Source organism: Corynebacterium crudilactis, from assembly GCF_001643015.1.
GTDB classification, from domain to species: Bacteria; Actinomycetota; Actinomycetes; order Mycobacteriales; family Mycobacteriaceae; genus Corynebacterium; species Corynebacterium crudilactis.
The window spans coordinates 333712-353538 of the sequence record NZ_CP015622.1; the positions used below are offsets into that span (position 1 = coordinate 333712).

15 protein-coding genes and 1 tRNA gene are annotated in these 19827 nt (G+C 53.6%); 12 read left to right on the plus strand and 4 right to left on the minus strand.

Annotated elements, in window-relative coordinates; translation table 11 throughout:
* The first annotated feature begins 273 nt into the window (after nucleotides 1–273).
* The 3 genes from ccrud_RS01585 (at nucleotide 274) to ccrud_RS01600 (ending at nucleotide 5060) form a co-directional block, all read left to right on the plus strand.
* Nucleotides 274–477: a cold-shock protein gene (locus ccrud_RS01585; protein WP_066563933.1), complete on the plus strand. Its 204-nt coding sequence runs from the start codon at nucleotides 274–276 to the stop codon at nucleotides 475–477.
* Nucleotides 478–1301: 824 nt separating this feature from the next.
* The gene (gene topA, locus ccrud_RS01595) at nucleotides 1302–4343 is read left to right on the plus strand and encodes a type I DNA topoisomerase (protein ID WP_099092701.1); all 3042 of its coding nucleotides are present in this window, start codon (nucleotides 1302–1304) and stop codon (nucleotides 4341–4343) included.
* An 18-nt stretch (nucleotides 4344–4361) separates the two neighbouring features.
* The gene (locus ccrud_RS01600; RefSeq protein ID WP_245670333.1) at nucleotides 4362–5060 is read left to right on the plus strand and encodes a lysoplasmalogenase; all 699 of its coding nucleotides are present in this window, start codon (nucleotides 4362–4364) and stop codon (nucleotides 5058–5060) included.
* Between the two features lie 239 nt (nucleotides 5061–5299).
* On the opposite strand, the gene ccrud_RS01605 is transcribed toward ccrud_RS01600, so the two are convergent.
* Nucleotides 5300–6826 (minus strand): class III adenylate cyclase, encoded by a 1527-nt coding sequence (locus tag ccrud_RS01605; protein WP_066563943.1) that lies wholly within the window; start codon nucleotides 6824–6826, stop codon nucleotides 5300–5302.
* A gap of 63 nt (nucleotides 6827–6889) precedes the next feature.
* On the opposite strand from ccrud_RS01605, the gene ccrud_RS01610 reads away from it, so the two are divergent.
* The 3 genes from ccrud_RS01610 to ccrud_RS01620 all read left to right on the plus strand — a co-directional run bounded on the left by ccrud_RS01610 (nucleotide 6890) and on the right by ccrud_RS01620 (nucleotide 9122).
* Complete coding sequence (locus ccrud_RS01610; protein ID WP_066563945.1) at nucleotides 6890–8149, plus strand: DNA polymerase III subunit delta'; 1260 nt, start codon at nucleotides 6890–6892, stop codon at nucleotides 8147–8149.
* Between the two features lie 63 nt (nucleotides 8150–8212).
* Nucleotides 8213–8288 (plus strand) — tRNA-Thr (locus tag ccrud_RS01615).
* A 240-nt stretch (nucleotides 8289–8528) separates the two neighbouring features.
* Nucleotides 8529–9122, plus strand: coding sequence for a TetR/AcrR family transcriptional regulator (locus ccrud_RS01620; protein WP_066563947.1), 594 nt, complete (start codon nucleotides 8529–8531; stop codon nucleotides 9120–9122).
* Here ccrud_RS01620 and ccrud_RS01625 read toward each other — a convergent pair.
* Genes ccrud_RS01625 through ccrud_RS01635 form a run of 3 tightly spaced genes read right to left on the minus strand, consistent with a single transcriptional unit; the run spans nucleotide 9105 to nucleotide 13370 of the window.
* On the minus strand, nucleotides 9105–11342 hold the full coding sequence (locus ccrud_RS01625; RefSeq protein WP_066563949.1) for a cytochrome P450: 2238 nt from the start codon (nucleotides 11340–11342) through the stop codon (nucleotides 9105–9107). The genes ccrud_RS01620 and ccrud_RS01625 overlap by 18 nt on opposite strands.
* 18 nt (nucleotides 11343–11360) lie before the next feature.
* Nucleotides 11361–12515: a serine hydrolase domain-containing protein gene (locus ccrud_RS01630; protein WP_066563951.1), complete on the minus strand. Its 1155-nt coding sequence runs from the start codon at nucleotides 12513–12515 to the stop codon at nucleotides 11361–11363.
* Nucleotides 12516–12551: 36 nt separating this feature from the next.
* Nucleotides 12552–13370 carry an SDR family NAD(P)-dependent oxidoreductase gene (locus ccrud_RS01635; protein ID WP_066563954.1) on the minus strand — a complete coding sequence of 273 codons (819 nt, stop codon included), beginning with the start codon at nucleotides 13368–13370 and terminating at the stop codon, nucleotides 12552–12554.
* Nucleotides 13371–13725: 355 nt separating this feature from the next.
* Here ccrud_RS01635 and ccrud_RS01640 point away from each other — a divergent pair, with 355 nt between their 5' ends.
* The 6 genes from ccrud_RS01640 (at nucleotide 13726) to ccrud_RS01665 (ending at nucleotide 19793) form a co-directional block, all read left to right on the plus strand.
* A complete protein-coding gene (locus ccrud_RS01640; RefSeq protein WP_245670335.1) occupies nucleotides 13726–14292 on the plus strand; it encodes a P-loop NTPase family protein in 567 nt (188 codons plus the stop codon).
* Nucleotides 14293–14307: 15 nt separating this feature from the next.
* Complete coding sequence (locus ccrud_RS01645) at nucleotides 14308–15186, plus strand: RluA family pseudouridine synthase (RefSeq protein ID WP_066563958.1); 879 nt, start codon at nucleotides 14308–14310, stop codon at nucleotides 15184–15186.
* 74 nt (nucleotides 15187–15260) lie between these two features.
* Nucleotides 15261–17297 carry a glycoside hydrolase family 3 protein gene (locus tag ccrud_RS01650; protein WP_066563960.1) on the plus strand — a complete coding sequence of 679 codons (2037 nt, stop codon included), beginning with the start codon at nucleotides 15261–15263 and terminating at the stop codon, nucleotides 17295–17297.
* Between the two features lie 52 nt (nucleotides 17298–17349).
* Nucleotides 17350–18456 carry an S-(hydroxymethyl)mycothiol dehydrogenase gene (locus tag ccrud_RS01655; RefSeq protein WP_066563962.1) on the plus strand — a complete coding sequence of 369 codons (1107 nt, stop codon included), beginning with the start codon at nucleotides 17350–17352 and terminating at the stop codon, nucleotides 18454–18456.
* 1 nt (nucleotide 18457) lies between these two features.
* Entirely contained in the window at nucleotides 18458–19093 is a 636-nt protein-coding gene (locus ccrud_RS01660; RefSeq protein WP_066563964.1) for an MBL fold metallo-hydrolase, read from the plus strand.
* A 28-nt stretch (nucleotides 19094–19121) separates the two neighbouring features.
* On the plus strand, nucleotides 19122–19793 hold the full coding sequence (locus tag ccrud_RS01665) for an SDR family NAD(P)-dependent oxidoreductase (protein ID WP_066563967.1): 672 nt from the start codon (nucleotides 19122–19124) through the stop codon (nucleotides 19791–19793).
* Nucleotides 19794–19827 lie beyond the last annotated feature (34 nt).

Here is a 19827-nt window from a genome sequence, read left to right on the forward strand (position 1 = left end):
TTTTACCCCTTTCGTTAAACTGTTTAAACCGGATTGACCTGCCAAAACTTAAAACAAATTCAATATAGACTATCGCTCGGGGTGTAAACATGACAGACTTGTTCCCAGGTCGCAGTTTCAATGCGCAGTGTTTAACGCTCGCAAGGATAGACGTGAGCGTTCGATATTTATACCGTCAGCGTTCGTTTAAAAACGGCCAGATGCTGCACTTCTCGCATGGCAAGGGTGTCGCATCGAACCCGGTAGTAATTCCAATTAGTAAAGGTAAGACATATGGCACAGGGCACTGTTAAGTGGTTCAACCCAGAGAAGGGCTTTGGCTTCATCGCTCCTTCCGACGGATCCGCTGACGTTTTCGTCCACTACTCCGAAATTGAGGGCAACGGCTTCCGTACCCTCGAGGAGAACCAGCTCGTCGAATTCGAAATCGGCGAAGGCGCAAAGGGTCTCCAGGCTCAGGCTGTTCGTGCAGTCTAATCCCAACTGATGTGAAAACCGGTAGCTTATGTTGCCGGTTTTTTTAATACCCAAAATGGCTGTAGAAGATGATGGGCCGCAGGCTGCTTTGGGCGTTTTTTTGAGTGGGTTGTCTCATCGATGTGAGGGGTCAGATTCTGAAAACCGGACACAGCGACCAAAAGGAACCCAGCATCTGACTTCTTGGTCGCCCTGTCTGGTGCCGAGTTGTGGATACCAGACAGGGCGACCAAAACTTGGCCCGGAATCCCCATTTTTGGTCGCTGTGTCCGGTTTAGCCAAAAAGCACTTTTGCAGCCTAAGAAAAGTGTCCCTCCAGAATCGATTTTAAGCGCCTCCCGCGATCCTTTTGGTGCGGCTGCCCATTCTTGAAAATTGACCCCTTAAATCGGCGCGTGCCAACACGCAGGTGACATGCATGAGAAAGCCTAACTGCGGGGGTAGCAAGCCTCTGAATTACTAGGATCGCGGGAAAAACTCTAGAACTGTAGGAAAATCGCAGGAATTTGCCTAGGGTGTGCAGGAGACCCTATTAATACTGTGTACCGTGTTAGGGAAACACGACGTATAAAAGTGTCGGGGTCCAACAATTTAAAGTGGTGTGCTTCCCCCATGAAGGGCACCGGATTCAGTGAAAGCTACACACTTGTGGTTATGCTTTCCAAGAGTGAACGTTTACGTGTTCGATAAATTTGGGCACAGTAGGTAGAACACACGCAATAGTAAACAGTGTCTTTCTGGGTGTTGTACAAGACTCAGCGAGGCAAGGCAGTTAACGAGAGGGATGCATTCCCGTGGCAGACACCGCAGGTAAAGCAAATGCAGTGGGCGAAAAAGGATCGAATAAGAAGTACTTGGTGATCGTCGAGTCGGCGACCAAGGCTAAAAAGATCCAGCCCTACCTAGGCAACGACTACATCGTCGAAGCCTCGGTTGGTCATATCCGCGATCTGCCGCGCGGTGCTGCTGATATTCCTGCGAAGTACAAAAAAGAGCCATGGGCGCGCTTGGGTGTGGATACCGATCATGGTTTCGCGCCGCTGTATGTGGTCAGCCCTGACAAGAAGAAAAAAGTCGCGGATCTGAAAACCAAGCTCAAGCTGGTTGATGAACTTCTTCTGGCAACAGACCCCGACCGTGAGGGTGAAGCTATTGCCTGGCACCTCCTTGAGGTGTTGAAGCCAACTGTTCCTGTGCGCCGCATGGTGTTCAACGAGATCACAAAGCCAGCAATTTTGGCGGCTGCGGAAAATACTCGTGAACTAGATGAGAATCTGGTGGATGCGCAGGAAACCCGCCGTATTCTGGACCGTCTTTACGGTTATGAAGTTTCTCCAGTGCTGTGGAAGAAAGTTATGCCACGGTTGTCTGCTGGTCGCGTGCAGTCGGTAGCAACACGTGTGATTGTGGAACGTGAACGCGAGCGCATGGCGTTTGTGTCTGCAGATTATTGGGATCTCTCTGCAGAATTCAGTACCGGTGCAAACACTGCGTCGGATAAGGATAATCCTTCTGCTTTCACTGCGCGTTTGTCCACGATTGATGGGCAGCGTGTTGCTCAGGGACGCGATTTTAATGATCGGGGAGTGCTGACCTCGGAAGCAGTTGTCGTCGATAAGCAGCGCGCTGAGGCCTTGGCTCAGGCTCTGGACGGACAGGAAATGGCCGTGTCCGGGGTGGAAGAGAAGCCTTATACCCGTCGCCCTTATGCACCATTTATGACTTCTACGCTGCAGCAGGAAGCCGGCCGCAAGCTGCACTTTACCTCTGAGCGCACGATGCGTATTGCGCAGCGCTTGTATGAAAACGGCCATATTACCTATATGCGTACCGACTCCACGTCCTTGTCCGCGCAGGGGTTGAAGGCTGCTCGCGATCAGGCGCTGGAGCTTTATGGCCCGGAGTACGTTGCGCCGAGTCCGCGTACTTATGACCGCAAGGTAAAAAACTCCCAGGAAGCGCACGAAGCGATTCGCCCAGCTGGCGAAGCTTTTGCCACCCCAGGTCAGCTGCACAGCCAGCTGGATGCAGAAGAATTTAAGCTTTATGAACTGATTTGGCAGCGCACCGTGGCCTCCCAGATGTCCGATGCCAAGGGCACGTCTATGAAGGTCACCATCAGTGGCACCGCAACAAGCGGTGAAAAGACGGAGTTCAACGCAACTGGTCGTACCCTCACTTTCCCGGGCTTCCTGCGCGCATATGTGGAAACCACCCGCACCGCCGATGGCCGCGATGTTGCAGACAACGCCGAAAAGCGCCTGCCCCTGCTGTCTGAGGGCGATCTGCTCAAGGTTCTTGGTCTCGAAGCCGATGGACACAGCACCAACCCACCTGCGCGTTTCACTGAAGCATCGCTGGTGAAGAAGATGGAAGATCTCGGCATCGGTCGACCTTCCACCTACGCCTCGATTATTAAGACGATCCAGGACCGCGGTTACGTCTACTCCCGCGGCAACGCGCTGGTCCCATCCTGGGTGGCATTTGCCGTGGTTGGGCTGCTGGAAGCCAACTTCACCTCCCTGGTGGATTATGATTTCACCTCCTCCATGGAAGACGAGCTGGACAATATCGCCGCCGGCCGCGAGGGCCGTACCGAATGGCTTAACGGTTTCTACTTCGGCGATGCCGACGCGGATGATTCCATGGCGGAATCAGTTGCGCGACAGGGGGGCCTCAAGGCGCTTGTCGACGCCAACCTGGAGCATATCGACGCCCGCTCGGTGAACTCACTGAGGCTTTTCGACGACTCCGAAGGCCGTGCCGTCAACGTTCGTGTTGGACGTTATGGTCCATATATCGAACGCATCGTAGGCACCACTGAGGAAGGCGACCCAGAATTCCAGCGCGCCAACCTGCCAGAAGAAACCACACCTGATGAGCTGACTCTTGAAGTGGCAGAAAAGCTCTTCGCAACCCCTCAGGGCGGACGTGAACTAGGCACCAACCCGAACAACGGACGCACCGTGGTGGCTAAGGAAGGGCGTTTCGGTCCTTATGTGATTGAGCAAGTCACCGAATCTGAACGCGAAGGTGCAGAAGCCCAAGCCGAAGAAGTCGTTATTGCTGAACGCAAGGCTGAAGATGAACAGCGCGCCACCGATGGTATGCGTCCAAAGAATTGGGAAACCAAAACGGCCGCAAACCAAAAAGAAAAGCGCATCAACCAGTTGGTAGAGGAAAACCTCAAGCCAGCAACTGCGTCCCTATTCACCGGGATGGAACCAGCAACTGTCACGCTTGAAGAGGCACTCAAGCTGCTGTCCCTGCCACGCGAAGTGGGCGTTGATCCTGCCGATAACGAAGTCATCACTGCCCAAAACGGTCGCTATGGCCCATACCTGAAAAAGGGTAGCGATTCTCGCTCGCTATCCAGCGAAGCACAGATCTTCACCATCACTCTGGATGAAGCTCGCCGCATCTACGCTGAACCAAAGCGCCGTGGACGTGCAGCAGCACAGCCACCATTGAAGGTACTGGGCGATAACGATGTCTCCGGCAAGCCAATGACCGTCAAGGATGGTCGTTTCGGCCCTTATGTCACCGACGGCACCACCAATGCTTCGCTGCGCAAGGGCGATGTTCCAGAATCCTTGACCGATGCGCGAGCCAATGAGCTTTTATCTGAACGCCGCGCCAAGGAAGCTGCCGATGGCGGTGCTCCAGCGAAGAAGACCGTAAAGAAGGCTGCTAAAAAGACGGCTGCGAAGAAGACGGTAAAGAAGGCGCCAGCAAAGAAAACCGCTGCGAAGAAGACGGTAAAGAAGGCGCCAGCAAAGAAAACCGCTGCGAAGAAGACGGTAAAGAAGGCGCCGCCAAAAACCACTAAGAACGTGGTGAAGGCCGGCACCAGGAAGAAGTCTTAAACAATGTTGAACGGGTTCGTGACCAAGACACGCCAGGGCGCAACTGCCTTGGTGAAAGCCGTAGCCAAGTCTGCCTCTGAACCCGAGCGAGCTGCTTTTGTAGCAGCTGCCAGCATCAACATTGGCGCAAGCCTACTCGGAGTTGCGCGAGCGAAGAAGCTAAGCAAACCAGTACTCATGCCACTTTTAGCAGGCAGAGTACTGCGTTCTTCCCACACACCAGGTGAAAAAGCCCTCGGCATCGCTGGACTTGGCGGCGGCTGGGCAGGAGATCTGGTGTTGATGAAACCCAACTCTTTGCCCCAAGGTGCTGCCGGTTTCGCCATCAATCACGCTGCATACATCACGTTATTGCTGGCTAAAGGTGCACGACCAAGCACGCTGCGCACCACCATTCGAGCTGTCCCTCTAGCTGCCGCAGCCGGATTCGCCGCACTTCGCGAACCCAAACTAGTACCCATGGTGCTGAGCTATGGTGGCCTGCTTGCCACGACATCATTGCTTGCGGATGATCCCCACCTGCACGATTCTTCAGTCCCAGCAAGCTTTGGTCTTGGACACGGAGGAAACTTGTTCCTGATCTCTGACGCAGTCCTATTTGCCCGTGAAATGTTCCTTTCAGAGGGCACGCCTGCTGCACAATGCGCCGATGGCATGGTCATGGGAACTTATACGATTGCGCAGCTGCTTTTAGTAGACGGATTGTTTAGCAAGTAGAGCTTTTCTTTTAGGCCAAACAGGGTGGCTAAACAGCCCAGGCGACCAAAACTTAGTCAGAATTTTGATCTTTGGTCACCCAGTCTGGTTTCAGAGAGTCGAACCAACCCAGGTGACCAAGAAGTCAGATGTCGGGTTCCTTTTGGTCTCTGTGTCCGGTTTGTAGAATTCACCTAGTCTGTTGCATTAAAAAATCCCCTCGCCGAACACAGCGAGGGGATTTTTATAACACCAAAAAGCTAAGAACGGTCCGCCAAAGTAGGGCGGATTGGGCGCGCGATCTGAGTCATTTGACCGCGTCCGCGTAGCTCTACGGATTTCATGAGAGTCCAGCGAGCTTGTTCTGCTTCATTGGCTTCACGCAGGGTGGCTGCATTGGTGACGGTGCGGCCAGGAGTGGTTTTGGCGATTTCAGTTAGTCGGGCTGCCTGGTTTACTGCATCGCCAATAACGGTATATTCAAATCGAGCATGCCCGCCGATGTGTCCTGCCACGACATGGCCAGTGGCGACACCGATTCCTGCTTTAAGTTGAAGATCTTTCAGTTCTGAGCGCAGTTCACGAGCAGCTGCCAGGGCATGTCCGGTGGCATCGGAAAGAGGTAGGGGAGCGCCGAAGATTGCTAATGCAGCATCGCCCTGGAATTTATTGATAACGCCCTTGTTGCGGTGTACAACTTCTACAACGTGTTCAAAGAACTCATTGAGTGCTTCCACGACTTCTTCTGGGGTGTGGTTGACCGCAAAAGTGGTGGAACCAATGACGTCGACGAAAAGGACAGCTACCTTGCGGTCTTCGCCGCCCAAAGTTGGACGTTCTTCTAGAGCACGGCGTGCCACTTCTGTGCCCACATAGCGGCCGAAGAGGTCACGCACACGTTGGCGTTCACGCAGACCACGCATCATTTCATTGAAACCAGCTTGGAGAACGCCGATTTCGGAGCCGTCATAAATATCGACCTGGACATCGTGTTCGCCGCGGCGCACGCTGTTGATGGCTTCTTGGAGTTCACGGATGGGATCCACCACAGAAGACACCACGAGCCTGTTTCCTAGGTATCCGGTGAGCAGCGAAGCAATGGCCAGTGCTGCGATTGCGGGCAAAATCTTCGAGGCGTCTCCGCCGAATACGCCTTGAGTATGGCCGAAAATGAGCAGCAAAATTCCGAATACTGGAATGCCTAGAGTTAGCAGCCATGTCACGCGCAGACGTTGGCTTACTGGTGGTTCTAGGGTGGAATCTTCAAAACGGCGAGCCAGTGCAGAAGCCGCGACGGGACGCACAAGACGTTCTGCTTCCAAGTATGTGAGCAGCACGACGATAGCGCAGGCCATCAGCGTGGACGCAGCGATCACCAACGCCAGGCTTGTCGATACACTTGCTGCGATTCCTGTGGCGATCGCAATACCAATGAGCCATACCACCGCGCACAGAATCGCCTGGTAGATGGGGATGCGCATGACCAAATTGCGCACCATATTCCGGTCATGGTCTTCTGGATGTCGTTGCCAATCAAGTACCGGGCGGAACATCAAAAATGTCACCACTATGCCAGCCACGATGGCAAAGGCAAGGTAGGCGAAACCTACCGCAGGTAGATAGGAGATCTCGGCATTGAAATTGGATGCATCTGGCTGCGGAATGAGGAAGCGCACAAACAGCATAATTGCCAGTGCGCCAAAGACATTCGTGCCAAGTACCGTCGCAGCATACAGTGGCCACGAGGTACCCCACAGCCATTTCAGTGCTTTCAGCAATCGACTCATGCCAATACTCTAACGTGCCAGTGCGACATCGCGAGGAAGTAGCAAGGAAGTAGTGTAGAGATCGTGACTAATTCGAGTGTGTTTGACAGTCTCGCCGGCTCCAAAATAGTGGCTAGAACGCTTTTCGACGCGGCCTCCAGCGCGCGTGTCCTTGTCCACGCCCGAACCACTGAGCGTGCCCGTGCACGGGCAGCCAATGATAATCCCGAAATGATCCACAACTCTGGTTTTGCTCAGTCGTGGCTTTTTACTGGCCCTCCGGGGTCGGGTCGTTCTGTTGCCGCAAAGGTTTTTGCTGCCACTCTTGTGTGCTCGAATCCAGATGTCGTGGGTTGCGGTCAATGTGAAGATTGTCGTGCTGCCATGGGTGGAAGCCATCCAGATATTGAACACATCGTTCCGCAGCAACTATCCATTGGTGTGGAAGCTGCTCGAAAGGTCATTAAAGCCGCAGCAGTGAGCCCAGTGTCAGGTAACTGGCGCATTGTTATTTTCGAAAATGCCGACCGTTTAACCATGCAGGCAGCGAATGCCTTGCTGAAAACGGTAGAGGAGCCGACCGAAAGTACCGTGATGATTTTGTGTGCTCCCACCACAGATCCCCGGGATATTGCGATTACGTTGCGTTCTCGGTGCAGGCACCTCTATATCCCGACTCCCACTAACGCTGAAGTAGCACGCATCCTGGTTGCTGAAGGCAATGTCAGCCAAGCGGATGCAGAGCTGGCATCAGCAGCCTCTGGAGGTCATATTGGGCGGGCGCGACACTTAGCCCATAACAATGCAGCGCAACGCAGGCGATCGAGCATCCTGAACTTGTCTGAGCTGATTTTCCACGGCGATACGGCATTCCGAGCTGTCAACACCCTAGTCAAGATGGTGGAAACCGAAGCCAAAGATAGCAATAAGGATAAAGAAGAAGCAGAGCTGGAATCCCTCAAAATTTCACTCGGCATGGGTGCCAAAGGAAAAGGCGTCCACAAAGCTGTGAGGGGAGGCGCTGGTGATTTCAAAGCTTTGGAAGATCAACACAAGCTCCGTCGCACCCGTTTCCTCCGCGACAGTCTTGATCTTGCCCTGGTAGATCTTGCTGGCATTTACCGCGATGCCTTGATTCTGGCGTCACAAGCTCCAGTGGGCCTTACTCATCCAGATATGGAAGGTCTGTCTCAAGAGTTGGCAACCAAAGTGACTCAAGAAGGATTACTTTCTTGTCTTGATGCAATCTCTAAATGTCGAGAATCTTTTGGCTTCAATGTGCGCCCCATCGTGGCGATGGATGCGCTGGTAGGACGCCTGCGCAAGGCCTATAAAGTGTCCTAACCGCCCCGAATTATTGAACTCAATATCTCATCGGGTAAAGTGTCCAATCGGTATAGATACCGTGCCGCTTTAGCTCAGTCGGTAGAGCGTCTCACTCGTAATGAGAAGGTCTGGGGTTCGATTCCCCAAAGCGGCTCCAATAAAGTCCCAGCTCAAGGTCACTCTCCAGGAAAAGGGGAGTGACCTTAGCTCATTTTGGTACACACTCAGTACACACCGACCACACACCATGAATATTCCAGGGTAAAAGTTTCCTATTTTGGGAGTACCGACAGTACTATGCGGGGACGTGTAGATTATGTGGGCTCTGGGCATTACGCCAGCCGTATATCAATTATTGGATGCTTAAAGTTTTTTCAATAATGACTAAGGAGTTGAAGTGGCGACGCGTCAGGAACAGTCTGCGATTACGCGCCAGAGCATCATTGATGCAGGGTTTGAGCTTTTTGCTGAGCTTGGGTTCGAAGCGACAACTATTAGTCAGATTGCTCAACGTGCTGGGTTTAGTCGGGTGACTGTATATCAGTATTTTGCTAATAAACCGCAGATTATTCTGGGTCGTTTGATGCAGATTCAGCCGGAAATCCATCGGCCGTTTGAGCCTTTGTTTGCGCGCAAGGTGCATACCGAGGAATCCACTTATGAATTTCTGATGGAAATGAAAAGTTTGTGGAATCGCTATGGGGTGGAGTTCGCTGCCATTGAAAAGGCGATGACTAGTGATGCGGATATCGCAGCGCAGTGGTTGGAAACGCTGCGGAAATTGAGTTTGGAATTTCCTGGGGTGGCGCTTGATCCTGCGAATGCACAGGAGTTTACGGCGCTGGTGATGAGCCTCGACCGTAATTTTTATTTCCTTTACGGCCGAGGTCATGACGAAAATGAGGATGGGGTGCTGCGTGGACTGGTCAAGCAGTGGATGACACTGCTTGGGCCAGTCTCGGAAGCTGCCGAATTAGCGGGAGAGAACTAGCTTCGGGCAGCCTTGGGCAGCGCGGGAGACGCAGATCATGGCAGTGGTGTTTGCCTCTTGCTCTGCTTCTGTGAGGATGGAATCTCGGTGGTCTACTTCGCCGGAGACCACGGGGGTTTCACAGGTGCCGCAGGTGCCAGTTTTGCAGGAAGAAATAACGGTTAAACCAGCCTTGGCGGCAGCGTCGAGGATGGATTCATCGGCGCTCACGGTGAGGGTTTTTCCGGATTCGGTGAATTCGACTTCGAAGGCTTCATCCTCGTAATCGCGAGTGATTTCCTTTGGTGCGAAGCGTTCTAGGCGTAGGGAGTTTTTCTCCCAGTGGCTAGCTCCAGATTCCACGGCGGTGAGGAGGCCTTCTGGGCCACAGCAGTAAATCAGGGTGTTTTCTGTTGGCTCACCAAGCAGTGAGTTCAGATCGATATTGCCCTTTTGATCTGCGGGGATCAGTTCCACTCGTTCGCCATAAGCTGCAAGTTCTTCGCGGAATGCCATTGTATCCAGGCTGCGCCCACCGTAGGTCAGGTTCCAGTTGGCGCCCTTTTCTTCGGCTTCTTTGATCATCGGCAGAATTGGTGTGATTCCGATGCCACCCGCGATGAACGTGTAGTTCTGTGATGCGGTGAAGCGGAAGTTATTGCGTGGCCAGGACACTGTAATGCTATCGCCGGTGTGCACGCTGTCGTGTGCGGCTTCAGAACCTCCGCGACCAGCTACTTCGCGCAGAATTGCAACGCGGTAGCTGCTGCGATCGTGTGGATCGCCGGATAGCGAGTACTGGCGCACGGTGGGGTTGCCGTCTGCATCCTCGAGCGGCAGATGCAGATCAATGTGGGCGCCAGGCTTCCACTGCGGCAGCTGGCCGCCATCAGGGTGGACCAGACGCAGTGAAATAACGCCGTCAGATTCTTCGCGGCGCTCGGCGATGCTGAGGTTCAGCGTACGCACCTGTTGCTGCTTAGAGCGCTCGATATCTGCGATATCCCAATGCACCTCAAGCGAGCGGCGCGCAGGCAGCAGGGCAAATTTAATGAAGTCCACGGCTTCCGGGTCGTCAACGCTTATCGACGGCAACCTCTCGTACAACACCTTCAGGCCAGTCGGACCCTGTACTCGGGCTAGGGGATTGCCGAGGCACTTGTGTCGGCCCGTCGAAAAGCCTAAGTGGTCTTCTGAGTCTGGGCGGTGGATATCGAAATCAAAAGGATTTGGGGTGTGGCTTGGATCGGTGTTCGCACCGGTCAAAGCAACGAGTACGCGGTCATTGGCCTTGATTTCCACGTCCCCGATCATGACATCTTTAGTAGCCTGACGCGCGGTGAATGTGGAAGAATTGCGGCGGCGGATAGTTTCTTCGAAGACTCGTGGCCACAGCTCAGGCTCTAGAAGTGCATCATTTTTGGCTTCTGGATTTGCCTGCAGGAATAGAATCGCATTCGCCATCGCTTGCGCGGTGGTGTCCGTGCCGGCAGCCGCGAACTCGGTGATGTGCACGGCAATTTGCTCAGCGCTGAGAATATATTCGCCAGCGTCGTTCTTTTGCTTCGCCATCATGGAGATGATGTCGCGGTCTTCGGAATTGCGACGTGATTCAATAATTTCACGCAAGCGCAGATTGCCTTCGGTGTAGCGAGTCCACACCTGGGAGCGCAGTGGTTCTTCAAAAGGCTCATGCGCAGAGGAGAGCACCATGAAGAAATCATCACGGAGGTTCTGCACGAATTCTTTTTCTTCGTAGCCAAGACCAAAGTGCGCAAGAATAGTTTGGGTGGTCAGCTCTAGGCAGTAATCTTCCAGCAGGTTGCCGGAGCCCTGAGCTTCAAAGGTGTCGATGATGCGGTGCGCGCGGGATTCAATCTCCGGGCGCAGAGCTTCCATATCGGCCTGCAGGAAACCAAGCTGCGCCACACCACGAGCAACGGTGTGCCCATCTGGATCAGAACCGAGAATAACGCGCGACATCAGTTCACTGGAGATCTCGCTCTGGTATTCCTCAGGAACACTAATGGCAGATGCCTTGGAAGAAAAACGCTGCCAATCAGAGAGCACATCAACAGCATCGTCATATTTGGTGACGATCCACGCGTTCATGTGTGGGTAGAAGAACGTGGGAGTTTCTTCACTGAAACGCTGCAGGTACTTTGCTGGGTCGATGTAGTAATCATCGGCCATCGCATCGAAATTATGGGCGACGGGGCATTTGCCGGTGGTCATGGTCATGGTGTGTGAGGCTCCTTGTTACACAATCGCTGCGGCGACCATGGTGGAAATGCGCTGGAAACGTTCGACGTTGTCTGCTTCGTCGAGCACGCCGGAGGATAGGAAAGTGAAGGTGACGTCATTGACTGGATCAACCCAGTAGAGGGTGGAACCTGCACCGTTGTTGCCAAAGGCTGCAGGGTTCACGAATGGGCCGAACATATTTGGTGCGTGGCCTTCGCCGGAGACGACAACGCCGAGCCCGATATTGCCCTTTGGTGCAGGCCAGCCGCGACCCTGGTTGACCACGGTGTAGAGGTCATTCATCATGTCGCCGGTCTGAATGCGTGCGGCTTCTTCAATGATGGACTTGCCGATGAGCTGCTCGCCGTTGAGCTCACCCTTGCGACGCAGGAGTTCTACCCACTTGAAGGTATCGTCGATGGTGGTGGTTGCGCCGACCCATGGCATTTCATTTTCGCCGGCGATGACATCGTTGAGGCACTCAATATCATCTGCGGACAGGAAGCCTTCTGGATCGACATAAACCTTGAGCGGAACGACGCGGTCTTCGCGTTCTGCAGGGAGACCAAAGGCGGTGTCGGTCATGCCGAGTGGCTCAAAGATGAGGTCATTGGTGAGGTCGCGGAAGTGGTCGTAGCCGTAGACACGACGAGCCATTTCACCCATGAGTGCGTGGTTGATAGATGGTGCGTAATTAACCTGAGTGCCAGGATCGTGCACAGCATCGACAGCACCCAAAGCTGCAATAACGTTGGAGAGGTTTCCGAAACCATCTGGTCCAAGTCCTGGGTTTGGAGTGGACGGCATACCGGAGGTGTGGGTGAGCAGGTTCCAGAGGTTGATCTGATCCTTGCGCATCATGTGGAAAGGATCGGTGCCCATGAACTCTGGGATGATATCGATGACGCGAGTAGATAGCGCCAGCTTGCCTTCGCTTAGTGCGCGGTAGATGACACCGTTTGTGAAACCCTTAGACAGGGAAAGAATGCGGTAGACATCGTCGCGCTTGGATTCGCGGCCGGTGGCGCGCTCTGCGAAACCATAGGTGCCCTGAAGTGCGATCTCGCCACCTTGGGCAACGATGATGTTGACACCATCATTGAAGCCGCGGTCGATATCGCGCTGGATTTCATCCTCGACGCGCTTGAGTTGCTGCTTATCAAATGCCATTTTCTTATCCTTAACGTGTGTTGAAGTGGTGGTTGCTTAAGCGAGGTACGCTCCGCCGGAAGGCGAGAGAATCTGACCGGTGTAGTGGGCGCCATCATTAGAGGAGAGGAAGATCAGCGTCTGAGCGATTTCTTCTGGTTCTGCAAATCGCTTGAGTGGCTGCATCATGAGCAGTGCATTGGCGTGGTCTTCGCCAGAACCCTTGAGCATGGCGGTGTTGATTCCTGCTGGTGCCAGCGCATTGACGCGAATATTAAATGGTGCAAGCTCACCTGCGGCGGCGCGTGTCATGCCGACAACCGCGGCCTTTGACGCTGGGTAATACGCGGGCATGGGGAGTGCCACGAGGCCTGCGATGGATGCGAAGTTGGTGATTGCTCCGCCGCCTGCTGCTTTGAGCAGTGGAATAGCCTCACGGATCATGTAGAAGGTGCCGTAGAGATTGATGCGCATGGCGCGATCAAATTCATCATCGGTGATGCCGCCGAAGAACTCTGGGTTATAAACTTCACCCTTTTGCATTGCTTCAACCATGGCGTGGTTGATGGCATCTACTCGTTGGGTGGACTCGCGGGTAGGCATTGCGACACCAGCAGCATTAACCAAAATGTCGAGCTTGCCGTGGTCTGCGGCAACCTGCGCAAAGACTTCCTTGACTGCTGCGGAATCAGAAATATCGAGCTGAAGGGCTGTGATATTGGTATCTGCGTATTCTGCGTCGAGCTTCTCAATCGAGATATCTGTGGCATATACAGTTGCACCTTCTTGTGCCATGGCATGAGCGGTGGCATTGCCCATTCCGGAGCCTGCTCCAGTGATCAGAGCGATTTTTCCGGCGAGTCTTCCTGTCTGCATTCTTTCTCCAAGCATGTGTTCTGAATTACTTTTCTGGCGATATGAGAGCGACTCTATACTATTTGCTTTACATGTGTAAACCCTTTTAAGGTCATATCTTTTCCCCTGATGTGGGGTGCTGGTGAGATTGCTTTCTCTATAGGGGAGGAACTATTCTTTTGCGAAATATTGCCTACTACCCCCGTTAAGTTCGAGATCACGTTGTCGAGTTCTTAACTACAATTTCGCATCTTCGAGAGCAGTCACTTTTTGTCCAAAAACCGAGTGAAATTGAGGACAAGAAATTGAGCACGAGATATCGAAGGTGTGATCTCGAACTTTGGCCCCCAAGGCCTGAAATATGAAAACGGCGCACATGATAAAAACTGTCTCTGATTCCATTGATTGGCATCCGCAGCGCATTGCGATAGCTGGAGTAAGTGGCGTTGGAAAAACCACGCTTGGCCAAAAGATTGCGGAGCTTGCAGGCTTCCCGCGAACAGAATTGGATGGCCTTTATTGGGGAGGGGATTGGACTCCGCGGGATGATTTCCTTGAGGAAGTTCAGGCCTTTGTTGGGGGCGAGCGGTGGGTAACAGAATGGCAGTATCGAAAAGTGCGTCCGCTGATTGCTGCCCGGGCGGATACTATTGTGTGGTTGGACTATTCCACGCCACGGCAGATGTTCAGGTTAATAACTAGGACTGTGTCCAGAAGTGTGGCTAAGAAAAAGCTCTGGAATGGCAATGTTGAGCAGCCGTTATGGACAATTTTTAACAACCCGGACCATATTCTGCGGTGGGGATGGAAGACGAGAAACTCCTTGAAGGAGCTTGTACCCACACTTGAGGAACGCTTTGCGCCGTTGGCAGTGGTTCGTTTAAAGAGTCCTAAAGAAACAAAGCGCTGGTTGAGGGCATATGGGGAAAGCTTGAAACTCTGATATGGTGCCATATCCATGGCAGAAAGTTTTATAGAGGTCTCCGCGGGGCATGCGGGTCGGAGATTGGATAAGTTTTTGCGGGCACAGCTAAAGGGCGTGCCCGCTTCGTTGATTTTCCGGCAAATGCGCAAGGGTGATATCCGGGTCAATGCTCGGAAGGTGGATCCGAGCTACCGTTTGCAAGAGGGAGATCGTATTCGAATGTGGCAGATGGATTTGCCGGCAGATTTGCCGCCACCGGTCGTCGATAAGCGTATTTTTAATGCTGTTGCAGACAGTGTGCTTTTTGAAGACGATGAGTTGTTGGTGGTTAATAAGCCAGCGGGAATTCCTGTGCACGGTGGAACGGGGCACGGCGGTGGCGTGATTGAGGCGCTGCGCCAGAAGTTTCCACAGGAACGTGATCTGGAATTGGTGCACCGTTTAGACCGGGATACGTCCGGGTTGTTGTTGATTGCGAAAACTCCGCCCGTGTTGCGTGAGTTGCAGGAGATTTTGCGGGACCGCGAAGAGGAAATTTTTCGGGGATATTTGCTCAAGGTTGAGGGGACTTGGCCTGGGCATCTGCGCCAGGTTGATATGCCGTTGAAGCGCACTGAAACCACTGTTGTGCCACATCCGCAGGGATTGCGTGCGCGTACATACTTTGAGGTGGTCAAGCGTCTGAAGGGCGCAACATTGATGAAGGCGCAGCTGGCTACGGGGCGCAAACATCAAATTCGTGCGCATGCGCAATATGCAGGCCATCCGATTGTCGGTGACCGTAAATATGGAGGCCGTGAAGCAATGTCGGCGAAGGCGATGCATTTGCATGCGGCGGAGCTGATCGTGCCGAGAGCTGCGGGGAAGCAGCAGAAATTTGTGGCGCCAGTACCGGAGGCCTGGCAAAAATAAGCATGAGAAATAACATGTTTTTGGCGGGGAAAATTGACTACGATGGTAGGTGAACAAGGAAAGGGATTACCATTATGTCGAAAGAGCAGCCTCAAATTGGCACCCGTCTCTCCCGTTTCATCGAAAAAGACGGCCTGCAATTCCGAGATTTAGACGGCGACGGCGCACTTGCACCTTATGAAGATTGGCGCCTAAGCGCAGCGCAGCGCGCCGCTGACCTTGTGAGCCGCATGAGCGTGGAAGAAAAAGCTGGCCTCATGGTCATCGGTTCACACCACCCGGGCTATTCGCCGATGCTTCCAGACCACGAAGGTAAGGACGCTGATAAGTGCGAGCCTTTGCTCAACCCCGCCGACGTGTGGCGCGAAGAAAATCCCATCACCGGTGTCCCGTTTGCCGAGCCAGTGCTGGTAACTTCCTCCACTGATAATGCCATTAGCCTGCGTAATCAGCGCTACTTGGTGGTGCGTGACAACCTTCCTGCTCGCGAGCTTGCCACCTGGACCAACGCGGTGCAGGAAATCGCAGAAAACTCCCGCTTGGGCATTCCAGTGGTGTTCGCATCTAACCCGCGCAATCACGTGGCACTTGTCGCGCAGTTCGGTGTCAATGAGTCCGCCGGTGTGTTCTCTGAATGGCCTGGCGAGCTCGGCCTTGCCGCCCTGCAGGATCCAGAACTGATGGAAACCTTCGGCACAGAAGCAGCCAAGGAATGGCGGGCAGGTGGCGTGCATAAGCTCTACGGTTACATGGCTGACCTGGCTTCCGAGCCACGCTGGTCCCGCTTCAACGGCACCTTCGGCGAAGATCCAGAGCTGATTTCTGACTACATTGGCGCGGTTGTGCGCGGTCTGCAAGGACCTGAGCTGTCCAAGGATTCCGTGGCCACCACCATCAAGCACTTCCCAGGCGGCGGCGTGCGCCTTGACGGCCACGATCCGCACTTCCACTGGGGTCAGACCAACGAGTACCCCACCGAAGACGCGCTGGGTAAATACCATCTGCCACCATTCCAAGCGGCTATCGACGCTGGCTGCGCCTCGATCATGCCTTACTATGCACGGCCAATGAACAACTCGGCCAAGCAGCTTGACCAGCAGCTCTGGCAAAACCCGACCACCCAGTTCGAAGAGGTCGCCTTCGCCTACAACCGCACCTTCATCCAGGATTTGCTTCGCGACGCCATGGGTCACCGTGGCTACGTCAACTCCGACTCCGGAGTCATTGACGCCATGATGTGGGGTGTGGAAGAGCTCACCGAAGCAGAACGTTTTGCTGCAGCTGTCCGCGCAGGTACTGATATCTTCTCCGATATGGCCAACCCTCGCCGTTTGCTTGAAGCAGTTGCCGAAGGCCATTTGGAAGAAGCAGAACTGAATCAACCTGTGCAGCGCCTGTTGGAAGAGATTTTCCAACTCGGACTGTTTGAAAACCCATATGTCGTGGAAGACGATGCAGAAAAGATCATCGGTGCTCCAGCAGTAGCAGCACTAGGTAATAAGGCACAGCTGGATTCCGTCACTTTGTTGCGCAACAACCCAGATGTGTTGCCACTAGATCCTTCCGTGGAGCTGAAGATCTACCCATTGGTAACTGGTCGCACCAAAATCGATCAGGTACAAAGCCAATTGGAAGAAGCCATCCGTGCGGAACTTCCAGGCGCTACTTTGGTGGCTTCCGAAGCAGAAGCAGACTTAGCAATCGTGTGGGCGCGGCCAGAAATCGCGCTGTTTGAAGATGACCTTGATGGCGTAGCCCTCTCTGTGGATCCGCGCGCCAACGGAGTCGATGTGGAACGCGTCCAAGCAATTGAAGCTGCCGTGCCAACCATCTTGGCGGTCAACTTCACTAACCCGTGGGTGCTCTCTGAAATCGAGCCAGGTGCCGCAGCCATTGTGGGCACGTTTGAAATCAAACCAGAGTTCTTGCTCAAGGCACTTTCTAATCAAGATGGCGGACCAAAGGGCAAGCTGCCATTGACAGTTCCAGCGTCTACAGAAGCAATCGCAGACTCACCACGTGATGTCCCAGGCAAGTTCTTGGATGATTCCTATGTCTACGTAGATTCTGCAGGGGTGGCTTATAAGTATGGCCATGGACTGACTTTCTAGTTTGTCGGTAGTCTCGTGGACACAACTGAAATCTTAATGAAAAGGAGTGTCCATGAGCACTGTCGTTCCTGGAATCGTTGCCCTATCCAAGGGTGCACCTGTTGAAAAAGTAAACGTCGTTGTCCCAGATCCAGGCGCTAATGATGTCATCGTCAAGATCCAGGCCTGCGGAGTATGCCACACAGATTTGGCCTACCGCGACGGCGATATTTCCGATGAATTCCCATACCTCCTCGGACACGAAGCCGCTGGCATCGTGGAGGAAGTAGGAGAGTCCGTCACTCACGTTGCCGTGGGCGATTTCGTGGTGCTCAACTGGCGTGCAGTGTGTGGTGAATGCCGCGCATGTAAGAAGGGCGAGCCAAAGTACTGCTTCAACACCCACAATGCTTCCAAGAAGATGACCTTGGAAGATGGCACCGAACTTTCCCCAGCTCTGGGAATTGGTGCATTCATTGAAAAGACTCTGGTCCATGAAGGCCAGTGCACCAAGGTCAACCCAGCGGAAGATCCAGCCGCAGCAGGTTTGTTGGGCTGTGGCATCATGGCTGGTCTTGGCGCTGCGGTCAACACTGGTGAAATTCAGCGCGGCGAGTCCGTGGCAGTCTTTGGTCTTGGTGGCGTGGGTATGGCAGCTATTGCAGGTGCCAAGCTTGCTGGCGCATCTAAGATCATCGCTGTTGATATCGATCCAAAGAAGCTGGACTGGGCTAAGGAATTCGGCGCTACCGACGTTATCGATTCCTCTCAGCTCGGCGGCGAAGGCGATGCTTCCGAGGTCGTTGCGAAGATCCGCGAACTCACTGGTGGCTTTGGCACCGACGTCTCCATCGATGCCGTGGGCATCATGCCAACCTGGCAGCAGGCGTTTTACTCCCGCGACCACGCAGGCCGCATGGTCATGGTCGGCGTGCCAAACTTGACCTCCCGCGTGGATGTTCCAGCGATTGATTTCTACGGCCGCGGTGGCTCTGTGCGCCCAGCATGGTACGGCGACTGCCTGCCAGAGCGTGATTTCCCAACCTATGTGGATCTGCATCTGCAAGGCCGTTTCCCATTGGATAAGTTCGTTTCCGAACGCATCGGACTTGATGATGTTGAAGAAGCTTTCGGCACCATGAAGGCCGGCGACGTACTGCGTTCAGTAGTGGAGATTTAACATGGCACACGAAGGATTGCGCGTAGAAAACATCGTCACCTCCGGCATTTTTGCCCTTGATGGTGGCGAATGGGAAGTAGATAACAACATTTGGTTGGTCGGAAATGATGAAGAAGTGTTCATCATTGATGCTGCCCACACTGCTGCTCCGATCATTGAAGCAGTCAACGGCCGCACCGTGAAGGGCATTTTGTGCTCACACGCGCACAATGACCACATCACTGTGGCACCAGAGCTGTCCAAGGCCTTTGATGCGCCGATCTTTGTGCACCCAGGAGATCAAATGCTGTGGGAGGAAACTCACGGCAACCTGGCACACGAAGACTTGGCAGATCAGCAGAAATTCCAGATTGCTGGAACAGATCTGATTGTGTTCAACACCCCAGGACATTCACCTGGATCTAGCTGTTTCTACTTACCTGAAGCAAATGAACTCTTCTCTGGAGACACCTTGTTCCAGGGAGGACCAGGCGCAACAGGACGTAAATACAGCTCCTTTGACACCATCATTGAGTCCCTAAAGACCTCAATTTTGGATCTTCCAGCGGAAACCACCGTGCGCACCGGACACGGTGATCACACCAGTGTGGGCGCAGAAGCTCCACATTTGGAAGAGTGGATTAAAAGGGGACACTAGTTCCTAGATATCTCAGTAGGCTTGTGCCATGGATCTGAAACTTCATGGACAAGTCATACTGGTTGTCGGCGGTGCCGGCACGATCGGTGCACAAGTTGTAAAACTCTTAACGGAAGAGGGAGCTGTGGCGCTAGCGGCGTCGAGAAGCACTCCCTTATCTCTTGATGCCTCGGATGAGGCATCAGTGCGCGCGGCTATTGATGCCGTGATCGCAGAACACGGTCGATTGGATGGAGTCGTGGTGTCTTCGGCACCCAACGCTCATTCGCTTCGTCCAGAAACTGCAGATGATCCCGATGCAGTACTTGCAGCCATTGATGGAAAAGCGATTACATTCTTGCGCGTTGCCACCGTTGCTCTAGAGAAGATGTGCGAGGCTGGTTATGGTCGCATTGTGGCGCTTTCTGGGATGAATTCCTACCTGACCTTAAGCACAGCTGCATCGGCGCGTAACGCAGCACTTAATGTGGTGGTCAAAAACCTGGCGGATCGTCATGCAGGTACGGGAATTACTGTTAATGCCATTAGTCCGGGATTCGTGGTGACTGAACCCGGCGCGCCTATTGATCGTGCGCAGGGAGATACCAGTCTTGCAGAGGTTGCGGAAGCGATTGCGTTTTTGGTATCGCCTCGCACGGCATCTATTTCGGGGGAGATTATCTCTGTGGGGCACAAGACCAAGGGCGTGATTTTGCCTTAAGTTCTCTTAAGATCACCCCCAGGTGAGGGCATAA